We start from the raw sequence: 26,893 nt of genomic DNA, 5'->3' as shown, positions 1-26,893 counted from the left end.
TAGACCTCGCCCCCGACAGGACTTCCTGGCGCCCCGGGGGTAATGGACATATCATCAAACCCCGGGGTTCCGCCCCGGTCGTCCCGCCGTCGAGCGGCGCCCCGTTCCGCCGAGCGCCCGAGGAGCCACCATGTCACAGCGCAGCACCAAGCACTCCGAGCACAGCACCGCCGGCGCCTACGTGCACGCCGGCGAGGAGTTCACCCGCGACACCGCCTACATCGAGGACCGGATCGTCCGCGACCCGCAGCGCGCCGTCGTCGCGGAGGGCGCCCGGGCGTGGCCCGTCGAGGCGGGCCGCTACCGGCTCGTGGCCGCCCGCGCCTGCCCCTGGGCCAACCGGACCCTCATCGTGCGCCGCCTGCTGGGTCTGGAGGACGCCCTCTCGGTGGGCCTGCCCGGGCCCGTGCACGACGCCCGGTCGTGGACCTTCGACCTGGACCCGGACGGGAAGGACCCCGTGCTGGGGATCGAGCGCCTGCAGCAGGCGTACTTCGCCCGCTTCCCCGGCTACCCCCGCGGCATCACCGTCCCCGCGGTCGTGGAGATCGCGAGCGGGCAGGTGGTCACCAACGACTTCCCGCAGCTCACCGAGGACCTCGCCAAGGAGTGGACGGCGTTCCACCGGGAGGGCGCGCCCGACCTGTGGCCGGCCGCCCTCGAGGACGAGATGCGGGACGTGATGCGCCGCGTCTACACCGAGGTCAACAACGGGGTCTACCGCTGCGGCTTCGCCGGCTCCCAGCGGGCCTACGAGCAGGCCTACGAGCGGCTGTGGGCCGCGCTGGACTGGCTCGAGGAGCGCCTCGCGACCCGCCGCTACCTCATGGGCGAGCACATCACCGAGGCCGACGTGCGGCTCTTCACGACGCTGGTGCGCTTCGACCCCGTCTACCACTCCCACTTCAAGTGCTCCCGCAACAAGCTCACCGAGATGCCCCACCTGTGGGGCTACGCCCGCGACCTGTTCCAGACCCCCGGCTTCGGCGACACCGTGGACTTCCAGCAGGTCAAGGAGCACTACTACGTGGTCCACGAGGACATCAACCCGTCGCAGATCGTGCCGGTGGGCCCGGCGCTCGGCAACTGGGTCTCCCCGCACGGGCGCGAGGCGCTCGGGGGTTCCCCGTTCGGGACCGGCACGGCCCCCGGGCCGGTGCGCCCGGACGAGCGGGTTGACCAAGCTCACACCCCGCTGCCGGCCTGAGGTTCCCCCGCCCCCGGCGCCGGCCCTAGAATGGTCAGCTTGAGCGCCCCGGGCGGGTCCGCCCACGACGACCTGCACCCGGGGCCGTCCGTGCCCGCCGCACCCCTGGAAAGGACCCCCGTGGCCCCCTACCGCAACCAGCGCGCCGCCGCCCTGCCCGCCCGCCTCTCCCGCTCGTGGCTGCTGACCTCGGCCGCCGACCCCTCGAAGTTCCCCGCGGCGCTGGCCTCCGAGGCCGACTCCGTGATCTTCGACATCGAGGACGCCGTGCCGGCCGAGGGCAAGGCCGAGGCCCGGAACAACGTGGTCGAGGCCCTCAACGCGGGCGCGAGCGCGTGGGTGCGGATCAACGACATCTCCACCCCGTACTGGGAGGACGACCTCGCGGCCCTCAGCCGCGTGGACCACCTGCGCGGGATCATGCTCGCCAAGACCGAGCACCCCGACCACATCACGAAGACCGCCATGATGGCCGCCGCGGGCACCCCCGTCGTGGCCCTCATCGAGTCCGCCGTGGGCATCATGAACGCCAACGCCATCGCACGGGCCCCCGGGGTCTTCCGCCTCGCCTTCGGCGTGGGCGACTTCCGCCGCGACACCGGCGCCAGCGGGGACCCCATGGCGCTGGCCTTCGCGCGCTCGACGCTCGTGGTCGCCTCCCGGGTCGGCGAGCTGCCCGGGCCGATCGACGGCCCCGCCGTGGGGGCCTCCGGGGCGGAGCTCGCGGAGGCGTGCGAGGTCACCCACTCGATGGGCATGACCGGCAAGCTGTGCCTGGACCCGGCCCAGACGGACGGGATCAACCGGGCCCTCGCCCCGAGCGACCAGGAGATCACCTGGGCGCGGGAGCTGATCGAGCAGCACGACTCCGGGCACACCGTGGGCGACGGCAGCTACCTCCCGCGCCTCGCCCGGGCCCGCAAGGTCTCGGAGCTCGCGCAGACCTACGGCCTCTGGAACCGCTGACCCCGCAGCGCCACCGGCGCGCCCGCCACGACCGCCCGGTCCGCCTCCGCGGGCCGGGCGGTCGTGCTCAGCCCAGCCAGCGGGCCATCAGCTCCCGGAACGCCGGATCCGTCAACGACGTGACCCGCAGGTGCGCCGGCACGGGGTCCCCGTCCGGCAGGGACGGCACCGCGGTCACCACCAGCCCTGCGGCCACGGCCGACGCGGCCCCCGCCGCGGAGTCCTCCACCGCGAGCGCCTCGCCGGGGGCGAAGCCCAGCCGCCGCACGGCCTCGAGGTAGATGTCCGGGGCGGGCTTGCCGCGGGGCACGTCGTCGGAGGAGACCCAGGTGGTGAGGTAGGGGGCGAACCCGGCCGACTCGAGCTTCACCCCGAGGATCGTGCGCGTGGAGTTGCTGGCCACCGCCACCGGCACGCGCTGCGCGAACGCGCGCACCGTCTCGAGCGCGCCCTCGATCGGGACCAGCCGCCCGGACAGGATCTGCTCCTCGGTGCGCAGGACGTCGGCGTAGACGAGGGCGCGGTCGGCGTGGGCGGCGCCGGCGATCGCGTCCGCGACGTCCGCCGCCGACCAGCCCATCATCCTCCGCTGGTCGGCGTCCGTGTACTCCAGCCCGTTGCGCTCGGAGACGATGCGCTGGACCTCCGCCCAGTTCGCCTCCGTGTCCATGAGGATGCCGTCGCAGTCGAAGACCACGCACGCCGGGACCCACTCCGGGGCCGGCGCGGGCAGGACCGCCGAGGGTCCTGCGGGGGAGGGGACGGGGTGCGCAGAAGAGGTCATGCTCCCATGGTGCCCCACCCCGGGGGTCCCCGGGCCGCCGTGTGAGCAGGACGACGCCGCGGCGGGGCACGGAATAACGCCCCCCGTCCCGGGTGTTGCCGCCACCGAACGACCTCCCCGACCCCATCCCCGAACCGGAAGAAGCCGCCCGTGCCCGCCCCCTCCCACGTCCCGCTGTCCGCCCTCGACCTCGTCCCCCTGTCCGAGGGCCGCTCCACCGCGGACGCCCTGCGGGAGGCGACGGCCCTCGCCCGCCGGCTCGAGGCCGCCGGCTACGGGCGGCTGTGGTACGCCGAGCACCACAACACGGAGGCGTTCGCGTCCTCCGCGACCGCCGTGCTCATCGGCCAGGCGCTCGCCGCGACCGAGCACCTGCGCGTGGGCTCCGGCGGGATCATGCTGCCCAACCACGTGCCGCTGACCGTGGCGGAGGCCTTCGGCACGCTCGCCAACCTCTACCCGGGGCGCGTCGACCTCGGGCTGGGCCGCGCCCCGGGCACCGACATGCGCACGGCGCTCGAGCTGCGCCGCGGCTCCGCCGGCCACGACACCTTCGAGGCCGACGTGCGCCGGCTGGTGCGGCTGTTCGGCGGGCAGGAGCAGGAGGTCGTGCGCGCGCCGGTGGCCCGGACCACGGACGTGCCGCTGTGGATCCTCGGCTCCTCGACGGGCGGGGCGGAGCTCGCCGCCCGGCTGGGCCTGCCCTACGCCTTCGCCTCCCACTTCGCCCCGGCCATGATCATGGACGCGATCGCCCTGTACCGGCAGCGCTTCGACGCCGGGGCCCCCACCGCCACGATCGAGCGCCCCCACGTCATGGTGGCGGCCAACGTCCTCGCCGCCGACTCGGACGAGGAGGCCCGGCACCAGTTCACGACCCACCAGCTGCTCGTGCGCGGGCTGGCCCGCAACGACCGCGGCCCCCTGCGCCCGCCCGTGGACCGGGTCGAGCTGACCGCGGCCGAGGCGGCCATGGTGGAGCAGCACCTCGCCGTCTCGGCGGTCGGCACCCCGGAGCACGTCGTCGCGGAGCTCGAGCAGATCGTGGAGATCACCCGGGCCGACGAGCTGATGCTCAACAGCTACGCCCACGACCCCGAGGTCCGCGCCCGCTCCTACGAGCTGGTCGCGCAGGCCTGGTGAGCCGCCGGCCCCCCGGCCCGGCCCGTCCCGTCCCGTCCGTCCCCGTCCGACCCGCCCCACGACAGGAGCACCGCATGAGCACCGTCCCCGCCCTCGAGGCCACCTCCGCCGGCTCCGGCTTCCGCCGCACCACGATCGAGCGCCGCGCGGTCGGTCCCCGCGACGTCGAGATCCGCATCGACTACGCCGGGATCTGCCACTCCGACATCCACACCGCCCGCGACGAGTGGGGCGGCACCCGCTACCCCGTGACCCCCGGCCACGAGATCGTCGGCCGCGTGCTCGCGGTGGGCGAGGCCGTCGAGGGCTTCGCCCCCGGCGACACCGTGGGGGTCGGCTGCTTCGTCGACTCGTGCGGGCGCTGCGAGTACTGCACCACCGGCCAGGAGAACTTCTGCACGCAGGGCGTGGTCGGCACCTACAACGCCCCGCTGCCCGACGGCACCGTGACGAAGGGCGGCTACAGCCGGGGGATCGTCGTCGACGAGCGCTTCGTGCTGCACGTGCCCGACGCCCTCGACCCGGCACGCGCGGCCCCGCTGCTGTGCGCCGGGATCACGACGTACGCCCCGCTCAAGCGCTGGGGCGCCGGGCCCGGCCGCAAGGTCGCCGTCCTGGGGATGGGGGGGCTCGGCCACGTCGCGGTGAAGATCGCCGCGGCCATGGGCGCCGAGGTGACCGTGCTCAGCCAGAGCCTGTCCAAGCAGGACGACGGCCTCGCCTTCGGCGCGGTTGACTACTTCGCCACGAAGGACCCGGAGACGTTCGCCCGCAACCGGGGCCGCTTCGACCTGATCCTCAACACCGTCTCCGCGGACCTGCCGATCGAGCAGTACCTGTCACTGCTGCGGGTCAACGGCGTGCTGTGCTCGGTGGGGCTGCCCACCGAGCCGTACAGCGTGCGCCCCGGCGCGCTGGTGGGCACCCAGCGGGTGCTCACCGGCTCCATGGTCGGCGGGCTCCCCGAGCACCAGGAGATGCTCGAGTTCTGCGCCGAGCACGGCGTCGAGGCGGAGATCGAGCTGATCGGCGCCGACGACGTCGACGCCGCCTACGACCGGGTCGTCGCCTCGGACGTGCGCTACCGGTTCGTCGTCGACGTCGCCCGCACCCTCGCATAGCGCGGGGCCCGCCCGGGGCGGACCGTCAGCCCACTGCGCGTCGCGACGCGCACTGGTTAGAGTGGGGCCCATGGCCGACACCACCACCACCAGCGACGCGCTGCGCCGGCTCGCCGAGGCGCACCGGGTCTCCACGACCTACTCCGGGTTCGACGGGCAGGAGCGGGAGGTCCCGGAGCCGACCCTGCGGGCCGTGCTCACGGCCCTGGGCGCCGACGCCTCCGACGACGCCGCGGTCGAGGCGGCGCTCGCCGAGCGCGACCGCGCGCCGTGGCGGCGGCTGCTGCCGTCCGTCGTCGTCGCCGTCGCCGGCGCCCGGACCCGCTTCACCGTCCACGTCCCCCACGGCTCCCCGGTGCGGGTGACGGTCGTGGCGGAGGACGGCAGGACGACCACCGCCGGGCAGGTCGAGAACTGGCGCTCCCCGCGCGACGTCGACGGCGTGCTCACGGGACAGGCCACCTTCGAGGTCCCCGAGCACCTGGCCGTAGGCTGGTACGAGCTGCGGGCGGAGTGCCCCGACGTCGACGGCGGGCGCCCCGCCACGGCGCCGCTGGCGGTGACCCCCCGGCGGCTGTCGACCACGGACCGCCTCCACAGCCGGCGCCGCTGGGGCTACATGGCGCAGATCTACTCGGTGACGTCCGGGCGCTCGTGGGGGGTCGGGGACGTCTCCGACCTCGCGAGCCTCGCCGCCATCTCGGGGGAGCAGGGTGCGGACTACCTGCTCGTCAACCCGCTGCACGCCGCCGAGCCCACCCCTCCGGTGGAGCCCTCGCCGTACCTGCCCACCAGCCGCCGGTTCTTCAACCCGCTCTACCTGCGCATCGCCGAGGTCCCGGAGTACGCCTACCTGCGCCCGGCCGACCTCGAGGTCGTGAGCACGCTGGCCGCCATCCAGCGCAGGGACAACCTCGACACCACCTCCATCGACCGGGACAAGGCGTACGCGGCGAAGCTCAAGAGCCTCGAGCTGCTGTTCACGGTCCGCCGCTCCCCGCACCGCCAGCAGCAGCTGCGCCGCTTCGTGGCCGAGGGCGGGCAGGGCCTGCAGGACTTCGGCCTGTGGTGCGCGCTGCGGGAGGAGCTCGGGGAGGACGCCCCCGAGTGGGCCGACGCGGCCGCGACCCCCGACTCCCCGTACGCGGTGGAGGCGCGCACCCGGCTGTCCCGCCGGATCGACTTCCACGTGTGGATGCAGTGGCTGCTCGACGAGCAGCTCGAGGCCGCCCAGCGCGCGGCCCACCTCGCCGGGATGGACATCGGCGTGATCCACGACCTGGCCGTGGGCGTGCACAAGCAGGGCGCCGACGCGTGGACCCTCCAGGACGTCCTCGCGTCCGGGGTCAGCGTGGGCGCGCCCGCCGACATGTACAACCAGAAGGGCCAGAACTGGTCCCAGCCCCCCTGGCACCCCGAGCGCCTCGCCGAGGCCGGGTACCTGCCCTGGCGGGACATGCTGCGCACCATCTTCCGGCACGCCGGGGGCATCCGCGTGGACCACATCCTGGGCCTCTACCGGCTGTGGTGGATCCCGGACGGCCAGGAGGCCTCCGACGGCGCCTACGTCTACTACGACCACGAGGCGATGGTCGGGATCCTCGCGCTCGAGGCCGAGCTCGCCGGTGCCGTGGTCGTCGGCGAGGACCTCGGCACCCTCGAGCCGTGGGTGCGGGAGCACCTCGCCGAGCGCGGCGTGCTGGGCACCTCCATCCTGTGGTTCGAGCTGGACGAGGACGGGGAGGAGCCCCTCGACCCGTCCCTGTACCGGGAGCTGAGCATGGCCTCGGTGAACACCCACGACTTCCCGCCCACCGCCGGGTTCCTCGAGGGCGTCCAGGTGGACGTCCGCGAGCAGCTCGGGCTGCTGGCCCGCCCCGCCGAGGAGGAGCGCGCCGAGGCCCGCAAGCAGCTGGACACGTTCTTCGCGGCGGTCGCGGCCAAGGGACTGCTCCCGCACGGCGAGGCCACGGACGAGCAGGGCAGGATCGAGGCGCTGCACCGCTACCTCGCGCAGTCCCCGGCGCTGCTGCTTAACGTCTCGCTCGTGGACGCGGTCGGCGAGCGGCGGATGCAGAACCAGCCGGGCACCGGCGACGAGTACCCCAACTGGCGGGTGCCCCTGGCCGACGGCGCGGGCAACCCCGTCCTGCTCGAGACCCTCCCGGACAACGACCGCGCGAACTCCCTGGTGCGCGCCGTCAACGAGGCCCTGGGCATCCGGCCCCGCCTGCGGCAGGTGGGGGAGCCCGAGCAGCCGCAGGGCGTCGACCGCGCCGCGCCCGACGCCGGGGGGCGCAGCGCGTGACGACGACGACCGACCTGCTCGCGCACCCCGTGCGCTACGTGGCCATCGGCGACTCGATGACCGAGGGCGTGGGCGATCCCGACCCCGCCCGCCCCAACGGGGTGCGCGGCTGGGCCGACCTCGTGGCCGAGCAGCTCACCGCCGCCCGCCCGGACACCCGCTACGCGAACCTGGCGGTCCGCGGCCGGCTGCTGCGCGGGATCGTCGAGGAGCAGCTCGACCCGTGCCTGGCCCTGGAGCCGACCCTCGTGAGCCTCTACGCGGGCGGCAACGACATGCTGCGCCCCCGGGCGGACGTGGACGCCCTCATGGAGGACTACGAGGCGGCGGTGGCGCGGCTGCGGGCCTCCGGCGCCCGGGTGGTGCTGTTCACGGCCTTCGACCCGGGCCGCGACGCCCCCACCTCCTGGACCCGGCCCCGCCAGGCCCTCTACAACGAGCACGTGCGGGAGATCGCCGACCGGCACGGGTGCCTGGTCCTCGACTACTGGCGGATGCGCACGCTGCAGGACTGGCGCTACTGGGCGGTGGACCGGCTGCACATGTCCGCCGCGGGGCACGCGTTCGTGGCGGCCCGGATGCTGGAGCTGCTGGGCGTGGAGCACGCGCTCGAGCTGCCCGCCACCGACCGGCTGCCGGTCACCGCGACCCCCGGCGTGCTCAAGGAGGACCTGTACTGGGCCCGCGAGTACCTGCTGCCGTGGATCGGGCGGCGGCTGCGCGGCACGTCGTCCGGGGACGCCGTCGCCCCGCGGTACCCGCAGTACACGGCGCTGCACCCGCGCGAGGTCGTCCCCGCCGGGCCCGCGGAGCGCCCCGGCCGCGAGGAGACCCGCCCGTGACCTCCCTGCGCACCGTCGACCTCAGCCTGGCCTACGGGGCGGAGCACGTCCTGCGGGACGTCTCCGTGGAGATCCCCGAGGGGAGGGTGACCGTCATCGTGGGCGCGAACGCCTCCGGCAAGACCACCCTGCTGCGGAGCCTCGCCCGGATGCTGCGCCCCACCACGGGCCTCGTCCTGCTCGACGGCAAGGACATCCACTCCCGCTCCTCGAAGTACGTGGCCACCGTGATGGGCCTCCTGCCCCAGGACGCCCCCGAGCACTCCGGGCTGACCGTCGCCGAGCTTGTCTACCGCGGACGCACCCCCCACCGCCGGGGCCTGCTCGGCGGCTACGGCCCGCAGGACGCGCAGGCCGTGCGCCGGGCGATCGCCCTGACCGGTCTGGAGCCGGTGGCCGGGCGCGCCGTGGACGACCTCTCCGGGGGCCAGCGCCGGCGCGTCTGGATCGCGATGGCCCTGGCCCAGGAGACCGAGATCCTGCTGCTGGACGAGCCCACCGCGTTCCTCGACGTCGCCAACGAGGTCGAGGTCCTGGACCTGCTCACCGACCTCAACCGGCGCGAGGGCACCACCATGGTGCTCGTCCTGCACGACCTCAACCTCGCCGCCCGCTACGCGGACCACCTCGTGGCCCTCAAGGACGGGGAGGTCGCCCGGCAGGGCGCCCCGGCCGAGGTGCTCACCGAGAGGTTCCTCACGGACGTGTTCGGGCTGCGGGCGCGGATCGTGCTCGACCCCGTCTCCCGCACCCCGCTGATCGTCCCCATCGGCCGCCACCACTCGTACGCGGCGATCGACTGCCGCTACCCGATCGGCCGGGATCCCGGGGCCCGGCCCGCCCCCGTGCGGATGGTCGGGGAGCCGCCCGGTTTGCGGCCCCCGGGGGAGCCGGTAGACTGACCCGAAGCTGGTCACGCCTGACGTCAAGTTGCGGGGGAGCCCGTGCGGGCCTAGAATTCAAGGCTGTCGTGTGGTGGAGTCCACCTTCCGGCACCTTGATTCTCACCGTCTTCATCGTGGCGAGGCCCCGCCGGTTCCCGCCGCGGGCCTTACGAGAGGGCCCGGTTGGCGAACGGTGGCATTTCTCAGGTGACGGGACGCTCGGCCGCGGGTGAGGGATCATCCGCGGCGCCCACTGCGTGCCGTCATTTCGTCAACATTGGAGGAGAACACTATGGCAGCGCACTGCCAGGTGACCGGAGCTCAGCCGGGCTTTGGCCACAGCATTTCGCACTCGCACCGCCGTACCAAGCGCCGGTTCGACCCGAACATTCAGAAGAAGCGTTACTGGGTGCCCTCGCTGCGCCGCAACGTGACGCTCAACGTCAGCGCCAAGGGCATCAAGGTCATCGACGCCCGTGGCATCGACGCCGTCGTCACCGACATGCTCACACGTGGGGAGAAGATCTGACATGGCCAAGGACAAGGACGTTCGTCCCATCATCAAGCTGAAGTCCACCGCCGGCACGGGCTTCACCTATGTAACCCGCAAGAACCGCCGCAACGACCCGGACCGCATGGTGCTCAAGAAGTACGACCCGGTCGTCCGCAAGCACGTCGATTTCCGCGAGGAGCGCTGAATCCATGGCCAAGAAGTCCAAGATCGCCAAGAACGAGCAGCGCAAGGTCGTCGTCGAGCGCTACGCCGCGAAGCGTGCCGAGCTCAAGAAGACCCTGGTCGACGAGAACGCGACCCCCGAGGCCCGCGAGGAGGCCCGCCTGGGCCTGCAGAAGCTGCCCCGCGACGCCTCCCCGGTCCGCCTGCGCAACCGCGACCAGATCGACGGCCGCCCCCGCGGCACGATCCAGAAGTTCGGCATCTCCCGCGTCCGCTTCCGCGCGATGGCGCACCGCGGCGAACTGCCCGGCATCTCCAAGTCGAGCTGGTAGTTTCTGACGCAGGAGCGCGGGCTGTCCCTGACGCCGTGCTCCCCCACGACCCCAAGTCCAGGAGGACATGAACATGGCTAAGAACCGCAGTGAACTCGTCGCAGAGGTCGCCGAGAAGGCCGGCACGACCAACGCCGCCGTCAACGGCGTGCTGGACGCGCTGTTCCAGGTCTTCGAGGAGTCCGTCTCCGCCGGTGAGAAGATCACCATCCCGGGCTGGCTGGCCGTCGAGCGCACCGACCGTGCCGCTCGCACCGGGCGCAACCCGCAGACCGGCGAGACCATCGAGATCCCGGCCGGCCACGGCGTCAAGCTGACCGCTGGTTCCAAGCTCAAGGCGGCTGTCTCCAACAAGTGAGCGCCTCCGCAGGTCCGTCCCGGACCTCGTCCACCGGCTTCGTCCGAAGGGGCGGTCCCCGCACCGGGGACCGCCCCTTCGGCGTCTCCGGGGGCCCCGCCGGTGCCGCCCGCCCCGGCCCGCCGCGATTGGCCCGGCCCCGCAGGCGCGGCGCATAATTGGAGCGCCGAGCCGTCCGGCCGGCGGTCCGAGGGGAGGTGGCGGCGTGGGCCCACGCGCGCAGCGCCTCGCCCGCGGCTGGACCGGAGCGGGCCTCGCCACCTCCTTCGCCGCCGCGTCCCACGTCGCCGCGGACGGGCCGGCCCCGCCCGCGGTGCTGGTGCTCCTCTCCCTGGCCCTGTCGGGGCCGCTGTGCGTCGCCCTGGCCGGGCGGATGCTCTCGCGGGCCTCGCTGCTGGCCGGCGTGCTGCTCAGCCAGGGCCTCCTGCACGCCCTCTTCGCCGGGACCGGCGCCGTCACCACGGTCGTCGACGCCACCCGGCCGGCGGGCCTCCACGGAGCCGCCCACGCCGGCCCCGCCCTCGTGCTCCAGGTCGAGTCCCACGCCGGGCACGCCGATCCCGCCATGGTCCTCTCGCACGTGCTGGCCGCCGCGGCCTGCTACGCCCTGGTGCGCCACGGCGAGGTCGCGGCCGTGGTCCTGCTGGACACCCTGCGGCTGCGCGTGCGGCGGCTGTGGCAGGCCCTGTCCGTCCCGCTCGCCGTGCCCCGGCCCCGTGCCGCGGCCGGCGGGCGCCCGCACGTGCTGACCGACCAGTCCCTGCTGCGCCCGGTGCGCTCCCACCGGGGGCCGCCGCCCGTCCGTCGTCGTGGCCCCCGGCGCTCCGCCCTCCCCGGCGGACCCGCCCCGCTGCCCGCCGGCTGACCCGGCCGCACGGTCCCGTGCGCGCCGGCGCCGGGCGCGGAGCCGGGCGCACGACGACCCCGAGCGCCGCGGGCCGCCCGGCCCGGCGGCCCGTCCCCACGGTCGACCGATGCCCTGCCCGGCAACGAAGGAGCCCCTCCCCATGCGCACCACCCGACGCACCGCCGCCCTCCTGGCCGCGGGCGCCCTGACCGTCCTGTCCGCGCCCCCCGCCTCCGCCCACGACGAGCTCGTCGGCGTCTCACCGGAGCCCGGCGCCGTGCTGGAGACCGCCCCGGAGCAGATCGAGCTCACCTTCACGGGGGAGGTCCTGGACATCGGCCCCCGGGTGAGCGTCACCGACTCCGAGGGCCGGTCCGTGACCGACGGCCCGCTCGAGCAGGACGGTACCCGCGTCAGCCAGCCGCTGACCGACGAGGGCACCGAGGACGAGACCTACCACGTCGTGTGGCGGGTCGTCTCCAGCGACGGCCACCCCATCGAGGGGACCTTCGACTACGAGGTCGGCCAGGGCTCCGGCACCGGGCCCACCGCCTCCGCCGGCGCGCAGGCCCAGGAGCCCGCGGCCGCGGGCGCCGGCGCCGGCGGGGACGTCCCGCTGTGGCTGGTCGCCGCCGCCGGAGCGGGCGTCTCCCTCGCCGTGCTCGGCGCCGTGAGCCTGGCCTCCCGCCGCCGCGCCCGCTGAGGCGCACCCGCCGGACCGCACCCGCTGAGCCGGGCCCGGGAACCCTCACCGGGGTCGATTTGCGCCGCGGGGGACAATGGACGCAGCCGCCCCGTCGTCGAGGGGCGGGCGAAGGAGAACGGGAATGATCACGAGGACGGACCGCCGCCCCGCCCGGGGCGACGCCCCCGACGCGGAGGCCGCCGGCGCCCGGGGCGTCGACCCGTGGCTGCTCGCCGCGGCCCCCGTGGTGGCGCTCACCGCCCTGGTCGTGGCGATGCTCTACAGCGGCTCGGGCACGGCCCCGCTCGCCGCCGACCCCGGGGCGCTGGTGCGCTGGGGCCTGCCGGTGGCGGAGGTGCTCCACGACGGCGCGCTCGTCGTCGTCATGGGCGCCCTGCTCTTCGCCGTCGGCGTCGTGCCGAGGACGCGGGGCGGGCTGCGCCGCCGCACGGGCCCGGACGGGCGGGACGACGGCGAGGCGGTCGAGCACCCGCTGTTCACGGCGACGCTGCGCCTGGCCGAGGCCGCGTCCACGGTGTGGACGGTGGCCGCCGTCGCGGTCCTCGTGCTGTCCTACTCCGACGTGGCCGGCGTGCCGGTGGGCGGGGACGCCACCTACACCCAGCAGCTGCTCCACTACACCACCGACATCCCCGCGGGCCAGGCCCAGGCCACGGTCGTGGTGGTCGCCGCGGTGGTCACCACCCTCGTCTTCGGCGTGCGGGCCCTGCTGGGGCTGCTCCTCACCTTCGCCCTCGCGTGCGTGGCGCTGGTCGCCATGGCCCTCACCGGCCACGCCGCCGGCGGCGACGACCACATGGGCGCCGTCAACTCCCTGGGCCTGCACCTGCTGGGCGTGAGCCTGTGGACCGGCGGGCTCGTGGTGCTGGCCTGGCTCTCCCCGCAGCTGAGCGCCCGGGACGCCGGCACCGGGACCCTGCCCGAGGGCGCCGCCCGCGGCGCCGGGGCGCGGCGCCGGGTGCCGATGGCCGCCGTGGTGCTGCGCCGCTTCTCCGCCGTGGCGCTCGGCAGCTTCTTCCTGGTGCTGCTCTCCGGCGTGCTCAACGCGGCCGTGCGGATCGGCACCTGGGAGCAGCTGCTCAGCCCCTACGGGCGCCTGGTGCTCGTGAAGGCCGCGCTCACGCTGGTGCTCGGCCTCGCCGGGCTCGCCCACCGCCGGTGGCTGGTCCCCGCGCTCGAGGCCGGCCGGCTCGCCGCGCGCCGCGCGCTGTGGCAGCTCGTGCTCGGCGAGGTGCTGGTCATGGGCGCCGTCATGGGCCTGGCCGTGGCGCTGTCCCGCACCGCCCCGCCGGTGCCCGAGGAGCTGGCCCCGGACGCCTCCCCGGCGCTGATCCTCACCTGGTACGAGCTGCCGCCCGAGCCGACCGCCGCGTCCTGGTTCACCACGTGGCGGGTGGACCCGCTGTGGCTTGCGGTGTGCGCGTTCCTGGCGCTCGGCTACGTGTGGGCGCTCGTGCGGGTCCGCCGCCGCGGGAGCTCCTGGTCCGTGCTGCGCGGGCTCTCGTGGCTGACGGGTCTCGCCGTGCTGTTCTGGATCACCTCGGGCGGCGTCGCCGTCTACGGCCGGGTCCTGTTCTCCGCGCACATGGTCGAGCACATGATGCTCACCATGGTCGTCCCGATCTTCCTGGTCCTCGGAGCCCCCGTCACCCTGCTGCTCAAGGCCCTCGAGCCCCGCCAGGACGGCACCCGGGGGCCCCGCGAGTGGATCCTGCGCCTGGTCCACTCCACCTGGGGCCGGATCGTCACCCACCCGGTCGTCGCCGGCGTGAACTTCGCGGCCTCGATCGTGGTGTTCTACTTCACGCCGCTGTTCCACTTCACCCTGCACTACCACGTGGGGCACGTGCTGATGATCGTGCACTTCCTGCTCACCGGCTACCTGTTCATGCTCGTGCTCATCGGCATCGACCCGATCCCGAGGCGTCCCACGCACATGATGCGCCTGATCCTGCTGCTGGCCACGATGGTCTACCACGCGTTCGTGGGCGTGGCGATCATGGGCTCCGACAACCTGCTGCAGGCCTCCTGGTTCGGCAACACCGGCCGCGACTGGGGCCGCAGCGCCATCGAGGACCAGCAGCTCGGCGGGGCCCTGATGTGGGGCATCGGCGAGTTCCCGACCGTCGTCGTCGCCGTCGTCGTCGCGATCATGTGGGCGATGGAGGGCACGAGGGAGAACCGCCGGGTGGACCGCGCGGCGGACCGCACCGGCGACGCCGAGCTGAGGGCCTACAACGAGATGATGGCGGGCCTCGCGGAGCGCGACGACCGCTCCGCCCGCCGCTGAGCCGATTCTCACACCGCCGCCGCCGGGCTCCCGGAATACCCGCCCGCCCACCGCGTTGACCAGGAACGGAACCACCCTGCCCGCACCACCTGCCGCACCCGCTGCCGCACCGTCCGCCGCACCGCCCGTGCCGCCGAAAGGACCCGACCCCATGCGCCTCACCTCCCGCGTCCGCGCCTCCGAACTGGAGGGCCGGGCCTGGCTCAACACCGGCGACAAGCCGCTGGACCTCGCCGCGCTGCGCGGCAAGATCGTGCTCCTCGACTTCTGGTCCTTCTGCTGCATCAACTGCCTGCACGTCCTGGACGAGCTGCGCCCGCTGGAGGAGCGCTTCGCCGACGTCCTCGTCACCGTGGGCGTGCACTCGCCGAAGTTCGAGCACGAGGCCGACCCGGCCGCGCTCGCCGCGGCCGTGGACCGCTACGAGATCCACCACCCGGTCCTCGACGACCCCGAGCTGACGACGTGGCAGGCCTACACGGCCCGCGCGTGGCCGACCCTCGTGGTCGTGGACCCGGAGGGCTACATCGTGGCCCACCTCTCGGGGGAGGGCCACGTCCAGGGCCTCGTCCCCCTCGTGGAGGAGCTGGTGGCCGAGCACGAGGCGAAGGGCACCCTGCACCGCGGCGACGGCCCCTACGTCCCGCGCCCCGCCCCGGAGGGCGACCTCCGCTTCCCCGGCAAGGTCCTGCCCCTGCCCGACGGGTCGTTCCTCGTCTCCGACACGGGCCACCACCGCCTCGTCCAGCTGGGCAACGACCTCGCCACGGTCCAGCGGGTCATCGGCTCCGGGACCAAGGGCCACCGGGACGGGGACGCCGCCGCCGCGCAGTTCACCGAGCCGCAGGGCCTGACCCTGCTGCCCGAGGCCGTGCGCGCGGCCGCCGGCTACGACGTGGTCGTGGCCGACTCCGTCAACCACCGCCTCCGGGGCGTGGACCTCGCCACGGGCGAGGTCCGCACCGTCGCCGGCAGCGGCGTGCAGCGACTGCTCGACGCCGAGCGCGCCCGCGGCGCCGGGCCCGACCACGTCGCGCAGGGCGCGGACCCGCTGAGCGTGGCCCTGTCCTCGCCGTGGGACGTGGCGTGGTCCACGAGGGCGGACCGGCTCGTCGTCGCGATGGCCGGCACCCACCAGCTGTTCTCCTTCGACCCCCGCACCGGGCAGCTCGCCGTGCTCGCGGGCACGGGCGACGAGGGGCTCAAGGACGGCCCGGCGGCCGAGGCGTGGTTCGCCCAGTCCTCCGGCCTCGCCGAGGACCACCTGGGCAACCTGTGGGTCGCCGACTCGGAGACCTCCGCCCTGCGCGTCCTGCGCTTCGCCGACGACGGCTCCGTGACCGTGGAGACCGCCGTGGGCGAGGGGCTGTTCGACTTCGGCTTCCGCGACGGGGACGCCGGCCAGGCCCGGATGCAGCACTGCCTCGGGGTGGCCCAGCTGCCCGACGGCTCCGTGGCGGTGGCCGACACCTACAACGGGGCCGTGCGCCACTACGACCCGCGCACCCGCCAGGTCGCGACGCTGGCCCGCGGGCTGGCCGAGCCCTCCGACGTCCTGCTGGACGTCTCCGGCGACGAGCCGCTGCTGGTCGTCGTGGAGGCCAACGCGCACCGCCTGGTGCGGGTGCCGATCCCGGCGGCCGCCCAGCGCGTCGACGAGGGCGCGTCGCAGACCCAGCGCCCCCGCACGAGGCTGGCCCCCGGCGCGCTGGGGATCGAGGTGCGGTTCGCGGCCCCCACCGGGCAGAAGCTCGACGACCGGTGGGGCGACCCCACCCAGCTGAAGATCTCCTCCTCCCCGGAGCACGCGCTCGCGCAGGGCGCGGGCACCGCCCAGGGGCTGCGCCGGGAGCTCGTGCTGGCGGAGGGCGTCATCGAGGGCGTCCTGCACATCACCGCCCGCGCCGCGGCGTGCGACGGGGAGCCGGGCGGGGAGATCCCCGACCACGCGGCCTGCCACCTGTACCAGCAGGACTGGGGGATCCCCTTCGTGCTGGACGCCGACGGGGAGGCCGAGCTGGTCCTCGACCTGCGCGGCGTCAACTGAGCGCGGCTGAGCCGGGCCCGCCGCACGGGCCCGGCTCAGCCGCGCGGGGTGACCGTGACCGTGGTGTCGTCGACCCGCAGGTCGGCCGAGACCTCGAACGGCACGGTCCGCTCGACGCGCTCGACGTCGCCGGTGAACAGGTCGAGGGAGTCGAAGGCGATCCGCGCGGTGCCCTGGGCGGGGGCCATCGACCAGCCGCCCGGGCCCTCGCCCACGGTGATCTCCGGGTCGGGGTAGTCCTCGATGTCCCACTGCACCTCCCCGTCCACGCGGCCGTCGAACTCGAACGAGAACGGGCAGCCGGCGGGGTAGAGGGTGTTCTGCCCGGCGCAGCCGTCGAGGTGCTCCCGCAGCTGCCGGTCCACCTCGTCCTCGAGCTTCGGGGTGGGCCGGGCCCGCAGCTCGATCTCGGCGCGCTGGCCCGGGGCGGTGACGACGGTGCTCACCGGGTCGGTCTCCACCAGCTCGGACGTGTAGGAGGCCGTGTAGACGCCCGGGAAGAACGCGGAGAACTCCCGCGCGGACTCCGGCAGGGCCACCGCCGTGCCGTTGAGGTCCACCGACGTGGCGCCCGGCAGGGACACGGCCACGGTGGGCAGCTCGGTCTCGTCGAACGCCCACACCGTGAAGAAGCCCCACTGCGTGTCCACGGGGTGGAGGGAGAACTCCGAGCTGTGCTCGGTGCCGTCGAGGGTGTACACGGCCCGCACCACGGCCCGCTCGCCGTCGTCGGAGACGGTGGAGACCTCGACGTCCTCCAGGCCCCCGGCGGCCGCCTCGAGCGGCTCGCCGTCCAGCATGGCCGCGTTCGAGTCCGGGACCCGGGCGTTGAGCAGCCCCAGCGCCTCCCCGCCGTCGCCGTCGCGCAGGTCCTCGAAGTACGCCCTGACGTCCGTCTCCGGCCCGTACATGTACTTGTTGACCAGGGCGATCGTGACCGCCGCCGCCGCCACCCCGAGCAGCACGAGGAACAGCCAGGCCCCGATGGCCTTGAGCACGCGCACGTTCGACTCCATCCGTCCACGCTATCCGATCCGCCCCGTCCACCCACCGTTGCCCCGCGGCGGGTACGCTTCCCCTGCCGCCCCGGCATCCCCCGTCCCCGACCCCGTCTGGAGTTCCGCCCATGGCCGACGCCGTCCGGCAGGTCCCCGAGAAGTACGGCCCCGTCCGCGAGGCCTTCCACCCCCGGCTGGGCTCCTACGGGCCCCGGCTGCTCTCCTGCACCCTCCCGCTGCTGGTGGCCGCCGCCGGCCTGCTCACCCTCTTTTGGCGCCGCCCGGCCGCGGGGACCGCGGCCGTGGTGGCGGCGCTCGTGCTCGCCGCGGCGGCGGTCTGCTGGACCCGGCTGCGCCCGGCCCTGGTGGCCCGCACCGACAGCCACCTCCTGCGCTCCCGCACGGTGGGCTTCGCCGCGGCACCCCTCGCCGACGTCGACCACGTGGTCACGGTCGGGGCCCTGCACCGCTCCGCCGACAGCCCGCGCCGGGCGGGCCGGCCCCACCTGTGGGCCGCGGACCCGGCGGGCCGGGCGGTGCTCGCCCTGGACGGGACGGTCTGGGACGCCCGCACGCTGGAGGAGGTGGCCCGCTCGCTCGGCCGCCCGCGCACCCACCTGGACTCCGCCACCGTCCGGGACGCCGTCCGGCGCTGGCCCCGGCTCGTGCCGTGGCGGCTGCGCCACCCGCGGCTGCGCTCCGCGGCGGCCTCGGCCGCGCTGGTCGCCGTCGTCGCCCTCGTGCTCTGGTCGGCGCTCGCCCAGCAGACCGGCGCCTGAGCGGCCCGCGCGGGCCCGCACGGCGAGGAGCCCGCCGCCCGGGTCGTGCGGGCGGCGGGCTCCTCGCGCGGTGCGGGAGGGCTCAGCCGGTGGCGGCCACCTGCTGCTGCCGGGCGCGCTCGATCTCGGCCTTGCGCTCCTCGGCGGCCTCGCGGGTCAGCTCGGCCCCGGCTTCGACGTCCCGGGTGAGGTTCTCCCCGGTCTCGGGGTCGAAGACGTGCATCCGGCGGGTGTCCAGCCAGATCCGGCCGGGAGAGCCCCCGCGGATCCGCGAGGAGGCGTCCAAGGCCACGACGAGCTGCGGCTGCATCTCGTCGCCGTCGAGGTCCCGGGCCAGCTCGTTGAGCTTCGCCTGCACGGCGTCGTCCGGCCGGTAGCGGATGTAGCCGTACTGCTGGTTGCCCAGCCACTCGGTGTGCGTGAACTCGGTGTCGAAGACAGACCCGTAGGGCAGCTTCGCGTCGTCCACGAACTTGGCGTCCTCGAAGTGCTCCGGGCGCACGCCCAGCAGCACGATGTCGCCGGCCTTGGACATCCGCCCCCGGGCCTGCGCCGGGACCGGGATGTCCCCGAGCGGGGTGGAGAACACGTCGCCCCGCACGTGCGCCGGGATGAAGTTCATCGAGGGCGCCCCGATGAACCCGGCCACGAACAGGTTCGCGGGCTGCTCGTAGAGCTCCCGCGGGGACGCGATCTGCTGCAGCAGCCCCTTCTTGAGCACCGCCACGCGATCGCCCAGGGTCATGGCCTCGGTCTGGTCGTGGGTGACGTAGACGGAGGTGATGCCCATGCGCCGCTGCAGCTGGGCGATCTCCGCGCGCATCTGCCCGCGCAGCTTGGCGTCGAGGTTGGACAGGGGCTCGTCGAAGAGGAACGCGTCGGCGTCCCGCACGATGGCCCGGCCCATCGCCACGCGCTGGCGCTGGCCGCCGGAGAGGTTCGCCGGCTTGCGCTCGAGGTGCTCGTCGAGGTCCAGGGTCGCCGCGGCGTGGCGGACCTTGCGGTCGATCTCCTCCTCGGAGAACTTCCCCTTGGACAGGCGCAGCGGGAACGCGATGTTCTCGTAGACCGTCAGGTGGGGGTAGAGCGCGTAGTTCTGGAACACCATCGAGAGGTTGCGCTCGCGGGGCTCCTTGTCGTTGACCCGCTGGCCGTTGATCAGCAGGTCCCCGGAGGTGATGTCCTCCAGGCCCACGATCATCCGCAGCAGCGTCGACTTGCCGCAGCCGGAGGGGCCCACGAGGATGAGGAACTCGCCGTCGGCGATGTCGATCGAGACGTCGTTGACCGCGGGAAAGCCGTCGCCGTACTGCTTGACGAGGTGGTTGAGGGTGATGGCTGCCATCTGGGCTCAGTCCTTCGTTCGGTTCGGAAGAGGTTCGGGAGCGCGCGGGCTCAGCCCTTGACCGCGCCCTGGGTGAGGCCGGAGACGATCTGGCGCTGGAAGAGCAGCACCAGCAGCACCACCGGGATGGTGACGACGATCGCGGCGGCGGAGATCGCGCCGGCCGGGTCCTCGAACTGCGAGGCGCCGGTGAAGAACGCCAGCGCCGCGGGCACGGGCCGCGCGCGCTCGGTCGAGGTGAGGCCGATGCCGTAGACGAAGTCGTTCCACGCGATGAAGAACGCGATGATCGCGGTGGTGAACACGCCGGGCGCGGCCAGCGGGACGATGACCTTGCGGAACGCCTGCCAGGTGGTCGCGCCGTCCACCTGCGCGGCCCGCTCGAGGTCCCACGGGATCTGCTGGAAGAACGCGGTCAGCGTCCAGATCGAGATCGGCAGGGTCAGGGAGAGGTAGGGGATGATCAGGCCGGGCCACGTGTCGTAGAGCCCGATCTGGCGCCACAGGTTGAACAGCGGGGTCACGAGGGAGATCACCGGGAACATGGACACCGCGAGCGCGGTGGTGAGGATGATCTTCTTGCCGGGGAAGTCCAGCCGGGCGATGGCGTACGCGCAGAACGTGGCGAGCACCACCGCGATGAACGTGGAGATCAGGCAGATGCCGATCGAGTTGATCAGCGACGGGACGAAGAGGTCCTTGGCGTCGCCCACGAAGATGGACGCGTAGTTCTCGCCCACCCACTGGGTCGGCAGGAACTTCCCGGAGGTCAGGTCCGAGGGCGTCTTGAAGGACGTCATGAGGATCGAGAGGACGGGGAACAGGGCGTAGACCAGGACCAGGACCGAGACGACGGCCCACCCGACCTTCTGCTTGGTGGACATGGGCGGTTACCTTCCCTTTCCGGAGCCGGCGAGGTCGACCTTGAACACCCGGATGGCGACGAAGGCGATCAGCAGGACGCAGACGAACAGGATCACGGAGATCGCGGAGCCGAGACCGATCTCCAGGCGCCCGATCGAGGTGCGGTAGGCCAGCAGCGAGAGGGTCTCGGTGCCGTACTGGCCCTGGGTCATGATGAAGATGTTGTCGAAGATGCGGAAGGCGTCCAGGGCGCGGAACACGACCGCCACCATGATGGCCGCCTTCATGTTCGGGATGATCACCCGGGACATCCGCTGCCACCAGGTGGCGCCGTCGACCTTGGCGGCCTCGGTGAACTCGGTGGGCACCTGGGCCAGGCCGGAGAGCAGCAGCAGGGAGATGAACGGGGTGGTCTTCCAGATCTCGGAGGCCATGATTACGAACAGCGCCGGCCACTGGGAGGCGAACCAGTTGAAGTCGGGGCCGATGCCCGGCAGCCAGGAGAACCAGTTGTTGATGTAGCCGGTGGTGATGTCGAAGGCGTAGAACCAGGCGAAGGCCGACACGACCGTGATGATGCCGTAGGGCACGAGGATCGCGGTGCGCAGCAGGCCGCGGGTGTTGCGGATCGCGTTGTTCATCACGAGCGCCAGGGCGAAGCCCAGCACGAGCTCCACCACGACCGTCACCACGGTGATCAGCACGGTCACCCCGAGGTCCTGCCAGAACAGGCCGTCGGAGAGCACGGTGGCGTAGTTGCCCAGGAAGACGAACTCCCGGTTGCCGGGGTCGGTGAGGCGGAACGAGAACAGGGAGTCCCACAGGGCCTGCAGGATCGGGTAGAGGGTGACCAGCAGCATCAGGACGAACGCCGGGCCGGCGAGCATCCAGCCGAGCTTGCGCTCCGACTTGGCGCGGTCGGACAGGCCCTGCTTGGCGCTGCGCCGCCCGGTCACGGGCGCCGGGGCCGGCGAGCGCGGATCGGTGCCGGGAGCGTTGGGGTTGACGACGGTGCTCATAGCAGCTGGTCTCCCTTCAGGACGGCCTCGATGAACTCGGCGGTGTTCCGGGGCGTGTTCTCGTTGACGGACGCCGGCGGGGTCCACTGCTGCTGGATCGCGCTGGAGACCTCGTTGTAGTAGGGGGTCTGGGGCCGCGGGGCCGCCTGGTCCAGGGACTCGCGGATGGTCGCGTACATCGGGTAGGCCTCGCGGACCGCCGGGTCCTCGTAGGCGGCCTCGGACGCGGCGGGGTTGCCGTTGGTGACGAAGTACTGCGCCTGCTTCTCGGGGGCGACGATGCACTCGACGGCCTCCCAGGCGAGGTCCTGGTGCTTCGAGGTGGAGCCCACCCCGATGTTGATCCCGCCCAGCGGGGGAGCGGAGGGCTGGTCCGCGTCCACGCGCGGCCACAGGGCCCAGCCGATGTCCTCGTAGACGGACTGCTCGACCGTCCCCTCCTCCACCGCGGCCGCCGTGGCCGCGTAGATGAACGGCCAGTTGACCATGAACGAGCCGTTGTCCGACTGGAAGTCGATCATCGAGGTGTTCTCGGTGGAGGTCGGCAGGCCCGGCCCGCCCAGTCCGTCCCGGCCGATGGTGCCCACGATCTCGGCGGCCTTCGCCGCCGCCGCGGAGTCCATGCCGATCGAGACCTCGTCGGCCGGGGCCTCGGGGTTCTCCACGATGGAGCCCCCCGCCGACTCGATGAGCCCGTTGACCCACACCGTCATCGACTCCGCCTGGGTGCCCTGCACGCCGAGGTTCTTGTCCTGCTCCCGGGCCGCGTCCATGATCTGGTCCCAGGTCACGGGCTGGTCCATGTCCAGGCCGGCGGCCTCCGCCACCGACTCGCGGTACCACAGCAGCTGGGTGTTGGCCCAGAAGGGGATCGTCACGACCTCTTCGTTCCAGCGGGCCCCCTCGAGCGGGCCCGCGAGCACGTCCTGGGTGGTCGCCTCGACCACCTCGGCCGGGGGCCGGGCCAGGAAGCCCGGCTCGGCCAGCTCGGGGATGAAGGGCGGGTCGAGGCTCATGATGTCCATCGAGGTGTCCCCGGCGGCGAGGCGGCGGGCCAGCTGCTCGCGCTGCCCGGCGGCGTCGAGGGGCAGCAGCGCGGTCACGATGTTGTACCTGCCGCCGGAGGCCTCGGAGCACTGCTGGGCGATCTCGGCCTGTCCGCCGGCGTCCGGGTTGATGTACCAGGTGAGGGTCGGGGTGGCGCCGGCGTCGGCGTCGCCGCAGCCGGTGAGGACCAGGGCTCCCACGGCCCCGACGGCGGCGGCGGCGCTGAGCCGCCGCCGCCGTCGGGCTGGGTGGGCTTGTGAGGTGGTGGTCAACGGTCTGTTCCTCCCCTTCGACGGTGTGGCGGGCCCGCGGAGGCCGTCGGGAGAGGACCCCTGCGGGCCCCGGCCGGCGGGACGGCCGGGGCCGGACCTGCGCCCGGGGCGACCGCTCCTCCGCGGATCTTCAGTCTAGGGGTGGCTTACCTCACAGACCAGTAACCTGATGGTTTGCAGTCGTTGAACGCGGCGCGCGGGGCCGCGCGGGCCCGGCGGCGCCCGGCGGATCAGGACAGGACCAGCGCCACGCCCGCCATGGTGAGCATCGCGACCACCGTGGTGACGAGCACCGTGTCGCGGCACAGCACCTCCGCGCGGCCGTAGCGGACCGCGGCCACGTAGATGTTCTGCGCGGTGGGCAGGGCCGCCATCACCACCACCGCGTAGAGCAGGTGCCCGTCGAGGCCCAGCAGGAAGCGGGCGAACACGAACGCCAGCAGCGGGTGCAGCAGGAGCTTGAACGCGGCGGCGAGCGCCACGTCCCGGCGCGGTCCCGCGCCGCGGCGCAGGGGCGAGGCCCCCACCAGCGAGATGCCGAACGCCATGAGCATCGCCGGGATGGAGGCCCCGGAGACCAGCCGCACGGGCTGCTCCACGACCTCCGGCAGCTGCCAGCCCGTGACGGCGAACAGGATCCCGAGCGCGGAGCCCACGATCATCGGGTTGGTGACCACGTTGTGCAGGACCGAGCCCAGGCTCGGGCGCCGCCCGTCGGTGAGGGTGTCCATGACGGTGAGGTAGACGGGGGTGTTGATCGCCAGCTGGAACAGCAGCACGGGCACCACCTGGGTGGCGTCCCCGAGCACGAACGTCGCGATCGGGATGCCCAGGTTCGCCGAGTTGACCTGCGACGCTGCCTGCGCGCCCATCACGGTGGTCGCGAGGTCCCGGCGCAGCAGCCACCGGGCGAGGCCGGCGTAGGCGAGGGTCGTGAGCAGGGCGGAGACCGCGGCGACGAGCAGCGGGGCGGAGAACATCCGGGCGATGTCGGCCTCGGAGATCGTCAGGAACAGCAGCGGCGGGCTGGCCACGTAGAAGGAGAACTTGCTGAGGATCTCCTGCCCGTGCGGGCCCAGCACGCCGCGGCGGCCCACCAGGTAGCCCGCGATGATGATGGCCCAGACGATGAAGAACCCCGAGAACACTCCGGTCACGGGCCCTCCTCGCGCTGTGGGGGCCCGCGGGTTCGGGCCCCTACAGTTCTATCCCATCCGGGGGACCGGTCCGGGCGGCAGGGGCTCAGCCGGTGGGCAGCTCGGCCTGCGCGTCCGCCAGCGGGCGGGAGTGCGGGGGGCGGGACACGCCCTCGAGCAGGGCCTCCGCGGGGTCCGTGCCGAGGTCCACGATCCGGTTGTCCCCGTCCACGTGGACGACGGTGGGCACGTGGGCGCGGGCCTCGGCGTCGTCCATCTGCGCGTAGCTGATGAGGATGACGAGGTCGCCGGGGTGCACGAGGTGGGCGGCCGCGCCGTTGATCCCGACCACGCCGGTCCCGCGCTCGCCGGCGATGGTGTAGGTCTCGAGCCGGGCGCCGTTGGTGACGTCGACGACGGCGACCAGCTCGCCGGGCAGGATGTCGGCGGCGTCGAGGAGGTCCTGGTCGACGGTCACCGACCCGACGTAGTGCAGCTCCGCCTGGGTGACGGTCGCCCGGTGGATCTTGGCCTTGAACATGGTGCGCAGCATGACGCGGCAGGGCTCCTCGGAAGCGGGGTGCGGAGGTCGCCCGGGCGGGCGCCGGGGCGATTCTACCGGAGGGGCCCGCCCCGGGGGAGGGGACGACGAACGCCCCGTGCCGGGGGCACGGGGCGTTCGGTCTCGAGAGCGGCCGACGGGAATCGAACCCGCGTATCAGGCTTGGGAAGCGTGCGCTCTACCATTGAGCTACGGCCGCGCGTCCTCGGTCCCGCTCGGCGCACGCGCCGGACGGGGACACCAGAACACTGTACACCACCGCACGGGCCCGGTGGGGCGCCGGGCCCGTGCGCTACCTTGGGGACCGTGCTGATCTCTGACCACGACATCCGCCGGGAGCTCGACGGCGGCCGGGTCGTCCTCGAGCCCTACGACCCCGCCATGATCCAGCCCGCCAGCGTCGACGTGCGGCTGGACCGCTGGTTCCGGCTCTTCGACAACCACAAGTACGCGCACATCGACCCGTCCGTGGAGCAGCCGGAGCTGACCCGGCTCGTGGAGGTCGACCCCGAGGAGGCGTTCGTGCTGCACCCCGGGGAGTTCGTGCTGGGCGCCACCTTCGAGAAGGTGACCCTGCCCGACGACATCGCGGCCCGGCTCGAGGGCAAGTCCTCCCTCGGCCGGCTCGGGCTGCTGACCCACTCCACCGCCGGGTTCATCGACCCGGGCTTCTCCGGCCACGTCACCCTCGAGCTGTCGAACATGGCCACGCTGCCGATCAAGCTGTGGCCGGGCTCCAAGGTGGGCCAGCTGTGCTTCTTCCGGCTGTCCTCCCCGGCCGAGCACCCGTACGGCTCCGGCGCCTACGCCAACCGGTACCAGGGGCAGCGGGGGCCGACGGCGTCGCGCAGCCACCTCGGCTTCACCCGCACCCCGATCTGAGCTCAGTCCCGCCGGTCCTCCGGCGGGCGCACGCCCAGCAGCAGGACCGTGCCCGCGGCGACGACGAGCAGGATCCCCAGGATCCCCCAGCGCTGGGCCCCCAGCACGGAGACGAAGACCGCGAACAGGGTGGGCGCCAGGAAGCTCACGGCCCGGCCCGTGGTGGCGTAGAGCCCGTAGAGGGCGCCCTCGTGCCCCGCGCTCGTGAGCCGGCCGAGGAACGTGCGCGAGGCCGACTGCGCCGGGCCCACGAACAGGCAGAGCAGCAGCCCGCAGACCCAGAACGCGGCCGTCCCGTCCAGGACCAGCAGCGGCGTGCCCGCCGCGATCACCCCGACCAGGGAGACGACGATGACGCGCCGGGGGCCCACGCGGTCGTCGAGGCGCCCGCCCACGAGCGCCCCCGCCCCGGCGGCCACGTTGCCGACGATCGCGAAGACGATGACGTCCGTGAGGCTGAAGCCGAAGGTGCCGGCCGCGAGCACGCCGCCGAAGGTGAACACCGCGTTGAGCCCGTCCCGGAACACGGCGGAGGCCAGCAGGAACCGCAGGGTCTGCGGGGAGTCCCGCCACAGCTCCCGCAGCGTCGCCCCCAGCTGCCGGTAGGAGCGCAGCACGGAGGGGCGGGGCCCGGTGCGGACCGGGCGGGCCTCCGGCACCGTGAGCAGCACGGGGACCGAGAACAGGGCGATCCACAGCCCGGAGAACAGGGCGACCGCCCGCACGTTGAGGGCGTCCTCCTCGGGCAGGCCCAGCAGGCCGGGCGTGATGAAGCCGAACAGCACGATCGTCAGGGCCACGATGCCCCCGAAGTAGCCCATCGCCCACCCCTGCCCGCTCACGCGGCCGATGTGCTCGCGGCCCGCGAGGCCGGGCAGCATCGCGTTGTAGTTGACCACCGCGAACTCGTCGAAGACGTTGGCCAGCGCCAGCAGGCCCACGCCCAGCCAGAGGAACGGGTACTGCGGGTAGACGAAGAAGCACAGCGCCGTGAGCAGCGCCGTGAGCATGGTGTTCACCCCCAGCCACAGCTTGCGCCGCCCGGCGCCGTCGCTGCGCTGGCCCACCACGGGGGCGAGCAGGGCGACGAGCACCCCCGCGGCGCCCATCCCGTAGCCCAGCACCTCGGACGCGTGGTCCTCCCCGCCGAACGGCTCGCCCGTGAGGTAGACGGTGAACACGAACGTGGTCATCACCGCGTTGAACGCCGCCGAGCCCACGTCCCACAGGCTCCACGCCCACACGTGGCGGCGGTCGGGCACGAAGGGGGCGGCGGGGCGGGCCGACGAGGGGGCGGGGGGTGCGGCGTCCATGGCTGCCATGCTAGGCGCGCGCCGGCCCCGGGAGCGGGAGACGGGCCGGAAAAACGCCTTTGATAGGGTGGAACCTCCCGGGGACGACCGGGAACCCCCGCACCGTCGCGAGCGCCGCCCGCGGCGGCGCCCGCATGACGCCCACCGCCGAGGTCGCGCTACGCG

26 protein-coding genes and 1 tRNA gene are annotated in these 26,893 nt (G+C 73.6%); 17 read left to right on the top strand and 10 right to left on the bottom strand.

Features of this window, described 5'->3' with window-relative positions; all coding sequences use genetic code 11:
• Positions 1-130 precede the first annotated feature (130 nt).
• Positions 131-1,207 (top strand): glutathione S-transferase family protein, encoded by a 1,077-nt coding sequence (locus ACYSMR_RS06570; protein WP_461747720.1) that lies wholly within the window; start codon positions 131-133, stop codon positions 1,205-1,207.
• A 120-nt stretch (positions 1,208-1,327) separates the two neighbouring features.
• Positions 1,328-2,173 carry an HpcH/HpaI aldolase/citrate lyase family protein gene (locus tag ACYSMR_RS06565; RefSeq protein ID WP_251331853.1) on the top strand — a complete coding sequence of 282 codons (846 nt, stop codon included), beginning with the start codon at positions 1,328-1,330 and terminating at the stop codon, positions 2,171-2,173.
• A 67-nt stretch (positions 2,174-2,240) separates the two neighbouring features.
• On the opposite strand, the gene ACYSMR_RS06560 is transcribed toward ACYSMR_RS06565, so the two are convergent.
• Positions 2,241-2,957 carry an HAD family hydrolase gene (locus ACYSMR_RS06560; RefSeq protein ID WP_251331656.1) on the bottom strand — a complete coding sequence of 239 codons (717 nt, stop codon included), beginning with the start codon at positions 2,955-2,957 and terminating at the stop codon, positions 2,241-2,243.
• Positions 2,958-3,107: 150 nt separating this feature from the next.
• On the opposite strand from ACYSMR_RS06560, the gene ACYSMR_RS06555 reads away from it, so the two are divergent.
• The 13 genes from ACYSMR_RS06555 to ACYSMR_RS06495 all read left to right on the top strand — a co-directional run bounded on the left by ACYSMR_RS06555 (position 3,108) and on the right by ACYSMR_RS06495 (position 16,511).
• Positions 3,108-4,100, top strand: a complete 993-nt coding sequence (locus tag ACYSMR_RS06555) for an LLM class flavin-dependent oxidoreductase (protein WP_461747719.1) — start codon at positions 3,108-3,110, stop codon at positions 4,098-4,100.
• Positions 4,101-4,174: 74 nt separating this feature from the next.
• Positions 4,175-5,221, top strand: coding sequence for an NAD(P)-dependent alcohol dehydrogenase (locus tag ACYSMR_RS06550; RefSeq protein WP_309125679.1), 1,047 nt, complete (start codon positions 4,175-4,177; stop codon positions 5,219-5,221).
• 70 nt (positions 5,222-5,291) lie between these two features.
• On the top strand, positions 5,292-7,529 hold the full coding sequence (gene malQ, locus ACYSMR_RS06545) for a 4-alpha-glucanotransferase (RefSeq protein WP_461747718.1): 2,238 nt from the start codon (positions 5,292-5,294) through the stop codon (positions 7,527-7,529).
• Positions 7,526-8,371, top strand: a complete 846-nt coding sequence (locus ACYSMR_RS06540) for an SGNH/GDSL hydrolase family protein (RefSeq protein WP_309126488.1) — start codon at positions 7,526-7,528, stop codon at positions 8,369-8,371. The genes malQ and ACYSMR_RS06540 overlap by 4 nt, the downstream gene beginning before the upstream one ends.
• On the top strand, positions 8,368-9,273 hold the full coding sequence (locus ACYSMR_RS06535; protein WP_461747717.1) for an ABC transporter ATP-binding protein: 906 nt from the start codon (positions 8,368-8,370) through the stop codon (positions 9,271-9,273). The genes ACYSMR_RS06540 and ACYSMR_RS06535 overlap by 4 nt, the downstream gene beginning before the upstream one ends.
• Before the next feature lie 274 nt (positions 9,274-9,547).
• Positions 9,548-9,784 carry a 50S ribosomal protein L28 gene (rpmB, locus tag ACYSMR_RS06530; protein ID WP_461747716.1) on the top strand — a complete coding sequence of 79 codons (237 nt, stop codon included), beginning with the start codon at positions 9,548-9,550 and terminating at the stop codon, positions 9,782-9,784.
• A gap of 1 nt (position 9,785) precedes the next feature.
• A complete protein-coding gene (gene rpmG, locus ACYSMR_RS06525) occupies positions 9,786-9,953 on the top strand; it encodes a 50S ribosomal protein L33 (protein ID WP_017832642.1) in 168 nt (55 codons plus the stop codon).
• 4 nt (positions 9,954-9,957) lie between these two features.
• On the top strand, positions 9,958-10,263 hold the full coding sequence (gene rpsN, locus ACYSMR_RS06520; protein WP_251331650.1) for a 30S ribosomal protein S14: 306 nt from the start codon (positions 9,958-9,960) through the stop codon (positions 10,261-10,263).
• 73 nt (positions 10,264-10,336) lie between these two features.
• The gene (locus tag ACYSMR_RS06515) at positions 10,337-10,621 is read left to right on the top strand and encodes an HU family DNA-binding protein (protein ID WP_251331649.1); all 285 of its coding nucleotides are present in this window, start codon (positions 10,337-10,339) and stop codon (positions 10,619-10,621) included.
• 205 nt (positions 10,622-10,826) lie between these two features.
• Positions 10,827-11,486, top strand: a complete 660-nt coding sequence (locus ACYSMR_RS06510) for a hypothetical protein (RefSeq protein WP_461747715.1) — start codon at positions 10,827-10,829, stop codon at positions 11,484-11,486.
• A gap of 142 nt (positions 11,487-11,628) precedes the next feature.
• Positions 11,629-12,171: a copper resistance CopC family protein gene (locus tag ACYSMR_RS06505; RefSeq protein WP_461747714.1), complete on the top strand. Its 543-nt coding sequence runs from the start codon at positions 11,629-11,631 to the stop codon at positions 12,169-12,171.
• 124 nt (positions 12,172-12,295) lie between these two features.
• Positions 12,296-14,464 carry a cytochrome c oxidase assembly protein gene (locus ACYSMR_RS06500; RefSeq protein WP_461747713.1) on the top strand — a complete coding sequence of 723 codons (2,169 nt, stop codon included), beginning with the start codon at positions 12,296-12,298 and terminating at the stop codon, positions 14,462-14,464.
• Between the two features lie 151 nt (positions 14,465-14,615).
• Positions 14,616-16,511 (top strand): NHL domain-containing thioredoxin family protein, encoded by a 1,896-nt coding sequence (locus tag ACYSMR_RS06495; protein ID WP_461747712.1) that lies wholly within the window; start codon positions 14,616-14,618, stop codon positions 16,509-16,511.
• Positions 16,512-16,546: 35 nt separating this feature from the next.
• On the opposite strand, the gene ACYSMR_RS06490 is transcribed toward ACYSMR_RS06495, so the two are convergent.
• Entirely contained in the window at positions 16,547-17,527 is a 981-nt protein-coding gene (locus ACYSMR_RS06490) for a hypothetical protein (protein WP_251331644.1), read from the bottom strand.
• Positions 17,528-17,637: 110 nt separating this feature from the next.
• Between ACYSMR_RS06490 and ACYSMR_RS06485 the strand changes: the two genes are divergently transcribed.
• The gene (locus ACYSMR_RS06485; RefSeq protein WP_251331643.1) at positions 17,638-18,288 is read left to right on the top strand and encodes a hypothetical protein; all 651 of its coding nucleotides are present in this window, start codon (positions 17,638-17,640) and stop codon (positions 18,286-18,288) included.
• An 82-nt stretch (positions 18,289-18,370) separates the two neighbouring features.
• On the opposite strand, the gene ACYSMR_RS06480 is transcribed toward ACYSMR_RS06485, so the two are convergent.
• From ACYSMR_RS06480 to ACYSMR_RS06450, 7 genes are all read right to left on the bottom strand, one after another.
• Positions 18,371-19,633, bottom strand: a complete 1,263-nt coding sequence (locus ACYSMR_RS06480) for an ABC transporter ATP-binding protein (RefSeq protein ID WP_251331642.1) — start codon at positions 19,631-19,633, stop codon at positions 18,371-18,373.
• A 50-nt stretch (positions 19,634-19,683) separates the two neighbouring features.
• On the bottom strand, positions 19,684-20,517 hold the full coding sequence (locus tag ACYSMR_RS06475; RefSeq protein ID WP_251331641.1) for a carbohydrate ABC transporter permease: 834 nt from the start codon (positions 20,515-20,517) through the stop codon (positions 19,684-19,686).
• A 6-nt stretch (positions 20,518-20,523) separates the two neighbouring features.
• A complete protein-coding gene (locus ACYSMR_RS06470) occupies positions 20,524-21,516 on the bottom strand; it encodes a carbohydrate ABC transporter permease (protein WP_251331640.1) in 993 nt (330 codons plus the stop codon).
• Positions 21,513-22,835 (bottom strand): extracellular solute-binding protein, encoded by a 1,323-nt coding sequence (locus ACYSMR_RS06465; protein ID WP_251331639.1) that lies wholly within the window; start codon positions 22,833-22,835, stop codon positions 21,513-21,515. Before ACYSMR_RS06465 ends, ACYSMR_RS06470 begins: the two co-directional genes overlap by 4 nt.
• 230 nt (positions 22,836-23,065) lie before the next feature.
• Positions 23,066-23,992, bottom strand: coding sequence for an AEC family transporter (locus tag ACYSMR_RS06460; RefSeq protein WP_251331638.1), 927 nt, complete (start codon positions 23,990-23,992; stop codon positions 23,066-23,068).
• Positions 23,993-24,077: 85 nt separating this feature from the next.
• Positions 24,078-24,524, bottom strand: coding sequence for an aspartate 1-decarboxylase (gene panD / locus ACYSMR_RS06455; protein ID WP_251331637.1), 447 nt, complete (start codon positions 24,522-24,524; stop codon positions 24,078-24,080).
• Positions 24,525-24,661: 137 nt separating this feature from the next.
• Positions 24,662-24,732, bottom strand: a tRNA-Gly gene (locus tag ACYSMR_RS06450).
• Between the two features lie 107 nt (positions 24,733-24,839).
• Here ACYSMR_RS06450 and dcd point away from each other — a divergent pair.
• A complete protein-coding gene (dcd, locus tag ACYSMR_RS06445) occupies positions 24,840-25,415 on the top strand; it encodes a dCTP deaminase (protein ID WP_251331636.1) in 576 nt (191 codons plus the stop codon).
• Positions 25,416-25,417: 2 nt separating this feature from the next.
• Here dcd and ACYSMR_RS06440 read toward each other — a convergent pair whose 3' ends face one another.
• The gene (locus ACYSMR_RS06440) at positions 25,418-26,728 is read right to left on the bottom strand and encodes an MFS transporter (protein WP_251331635.1); all 1,311 of its coding nucleotides are present in this window, start codon (positions 26,726-26,728) and stop codon (positions 25,418-25,420) included.
• Between the last annotated feature and the right edge of the window lie 165 nt (positions 26,729-26,893).

This window comes from Kocuria sp. U4B (genome assembly GCF_054875615.1).
The sequence above is the reverse complement of the archived record's forward strand: the minus strand, read 5'-3'. Positions and strand labels throughout refer to the sequence as shown.

Excerpts from the sequence above, each read along its gene's own strand:
- ACYSMR_RS06570 (WP_461747720.1), top strand. The coding sequence starts at position 131 with ATGTCACAGCGCAGCACCAAGCACTCCGAGCACAGCACCGCCGGCGCC.
- ACYSMR_RS06560 (WP_251331656.1), bottom strand. The coding sequence starts at position 2,957 with ATGACCTCTTCTGCGCACCCCGTCCCCTCCCCCGCAGGACCCTCGGCG.
- ACYSMR_RS06550 (WP_309125679.1), top strand. The coding sequence starts at position 4,175 with ATGAGCACCGTCCCCGCCCTCGAGGCCACCTCCGCCGGCTCCGGCTTC.
- malQ (WP_461747718.1), top strand. The coding sequence starts at position 5,292 with ATGGCCGACACCACCACCACCAGCGACGCGCTGCGCCGGCTCGCCGAG.
- rpmB (WP_461747716.1), top strand. The coding sequence starts at position 9,548 with ATGGCAGCGCACTGCCAGGTGACCGGAGCTCAGCCGGGCTTTGGCCAC.
- rpmG (WP_017832642.1), top strand. The coding sequence starts at position 9,786 with ATGGCCAAGGACAAGGACGTTCGTCCCATCATCAAGCTGAAGTCCACC.
- rpsN (WP_251331650.1), top strand. The coding sequence starts at position 9,958 with ATGGCCAAGAAGTCCAAGATCGCCAAGAACGAGCAGCGCAAGGTCGTC.
- ACYSMR_RS06515 (WP_251331649.1), top strand. The coding sequence starts at position 10,337 with ATGGCTAAGAACCGCAGTGAACTCGTCGCAGAGGTCGCCGAGAAGGCC.
- ACYSMR_RS06505 (WP_461747714.1), top strand. The coding sequence starts at position 11,629 with ATGCGCACCACCCGACGCACCGCCGCCCTCCTGGCCGCGGGCGCCCTG.
- ACYSMR_RS06500 (WP_461747713.1), top strand. The coding sequence starts at position 12,296 with ATGATCACGAGGACGGACCGCCGCCCCGCCCGGGGCGACGCCCCCGAC.
- ACYSMR_RS06495 (WP_461747712.1), top strand. The coding sequence starts at position 14,616 with ATGCGCCTCACCTCCCGCGTCCGCGCCTCCGAACTGGAGGGCCGGGCC.
- ACYSMR_RS06490 (WP_251331644.1), bottom strand. The coding sequence starts at position 17,527 with ATGGAGTCGAACGTGCGCGTGCTCAAGGCCATCGGGGCCTGGCTGTTC.
- ACYSMR_RS06485 (WP_251331643.1), top strand. The coding sequence starts at position 17,638 with ATGGCCGACGCCGTCCGGCAGGTCCCCGAGAAGTACGGCCCCGTCCGC.
- ACYSMR_RS06480 (WP_251331642.1), bottom strand. The coding sequence starts at position 19,633 with ATGGCAGCCATCACCCTCAACCACCTCGTCAAGCAGTACGGCGACGGC.
- ACYSMR_RS06475 (WP_251331641.1), bottom strand. The coding sequence starts at position 20,517 with ATGTCCACCAAGCAGAAGGTCGGGTGGGCCGTCGTCTCGGTCCTGGTC.
- ACYSMR_RS06470 (WP_251331640.1), bottom strand. The coding sequence starts at position 21,516 with ATGAGCACCGTCGTCAACCCCAACGCTCCCGGCACCGATCCGCGCTCG.
- panD (WP_251331637.1), bottom strand. The coding sequence starts at position 24,524 with ATGCTGCGCACCATGTTCAAGGCCAAGATCCACCGGGCGACCGTCACC.
- ACYSMR_RS06440 (WP_251331635.1), bottom strand. The coding sequence starts at position 26,728 with ATGGACGCCGCACCCCCCGCCCCCTCGTCGGCCCGCCCCGCCGCCCCC.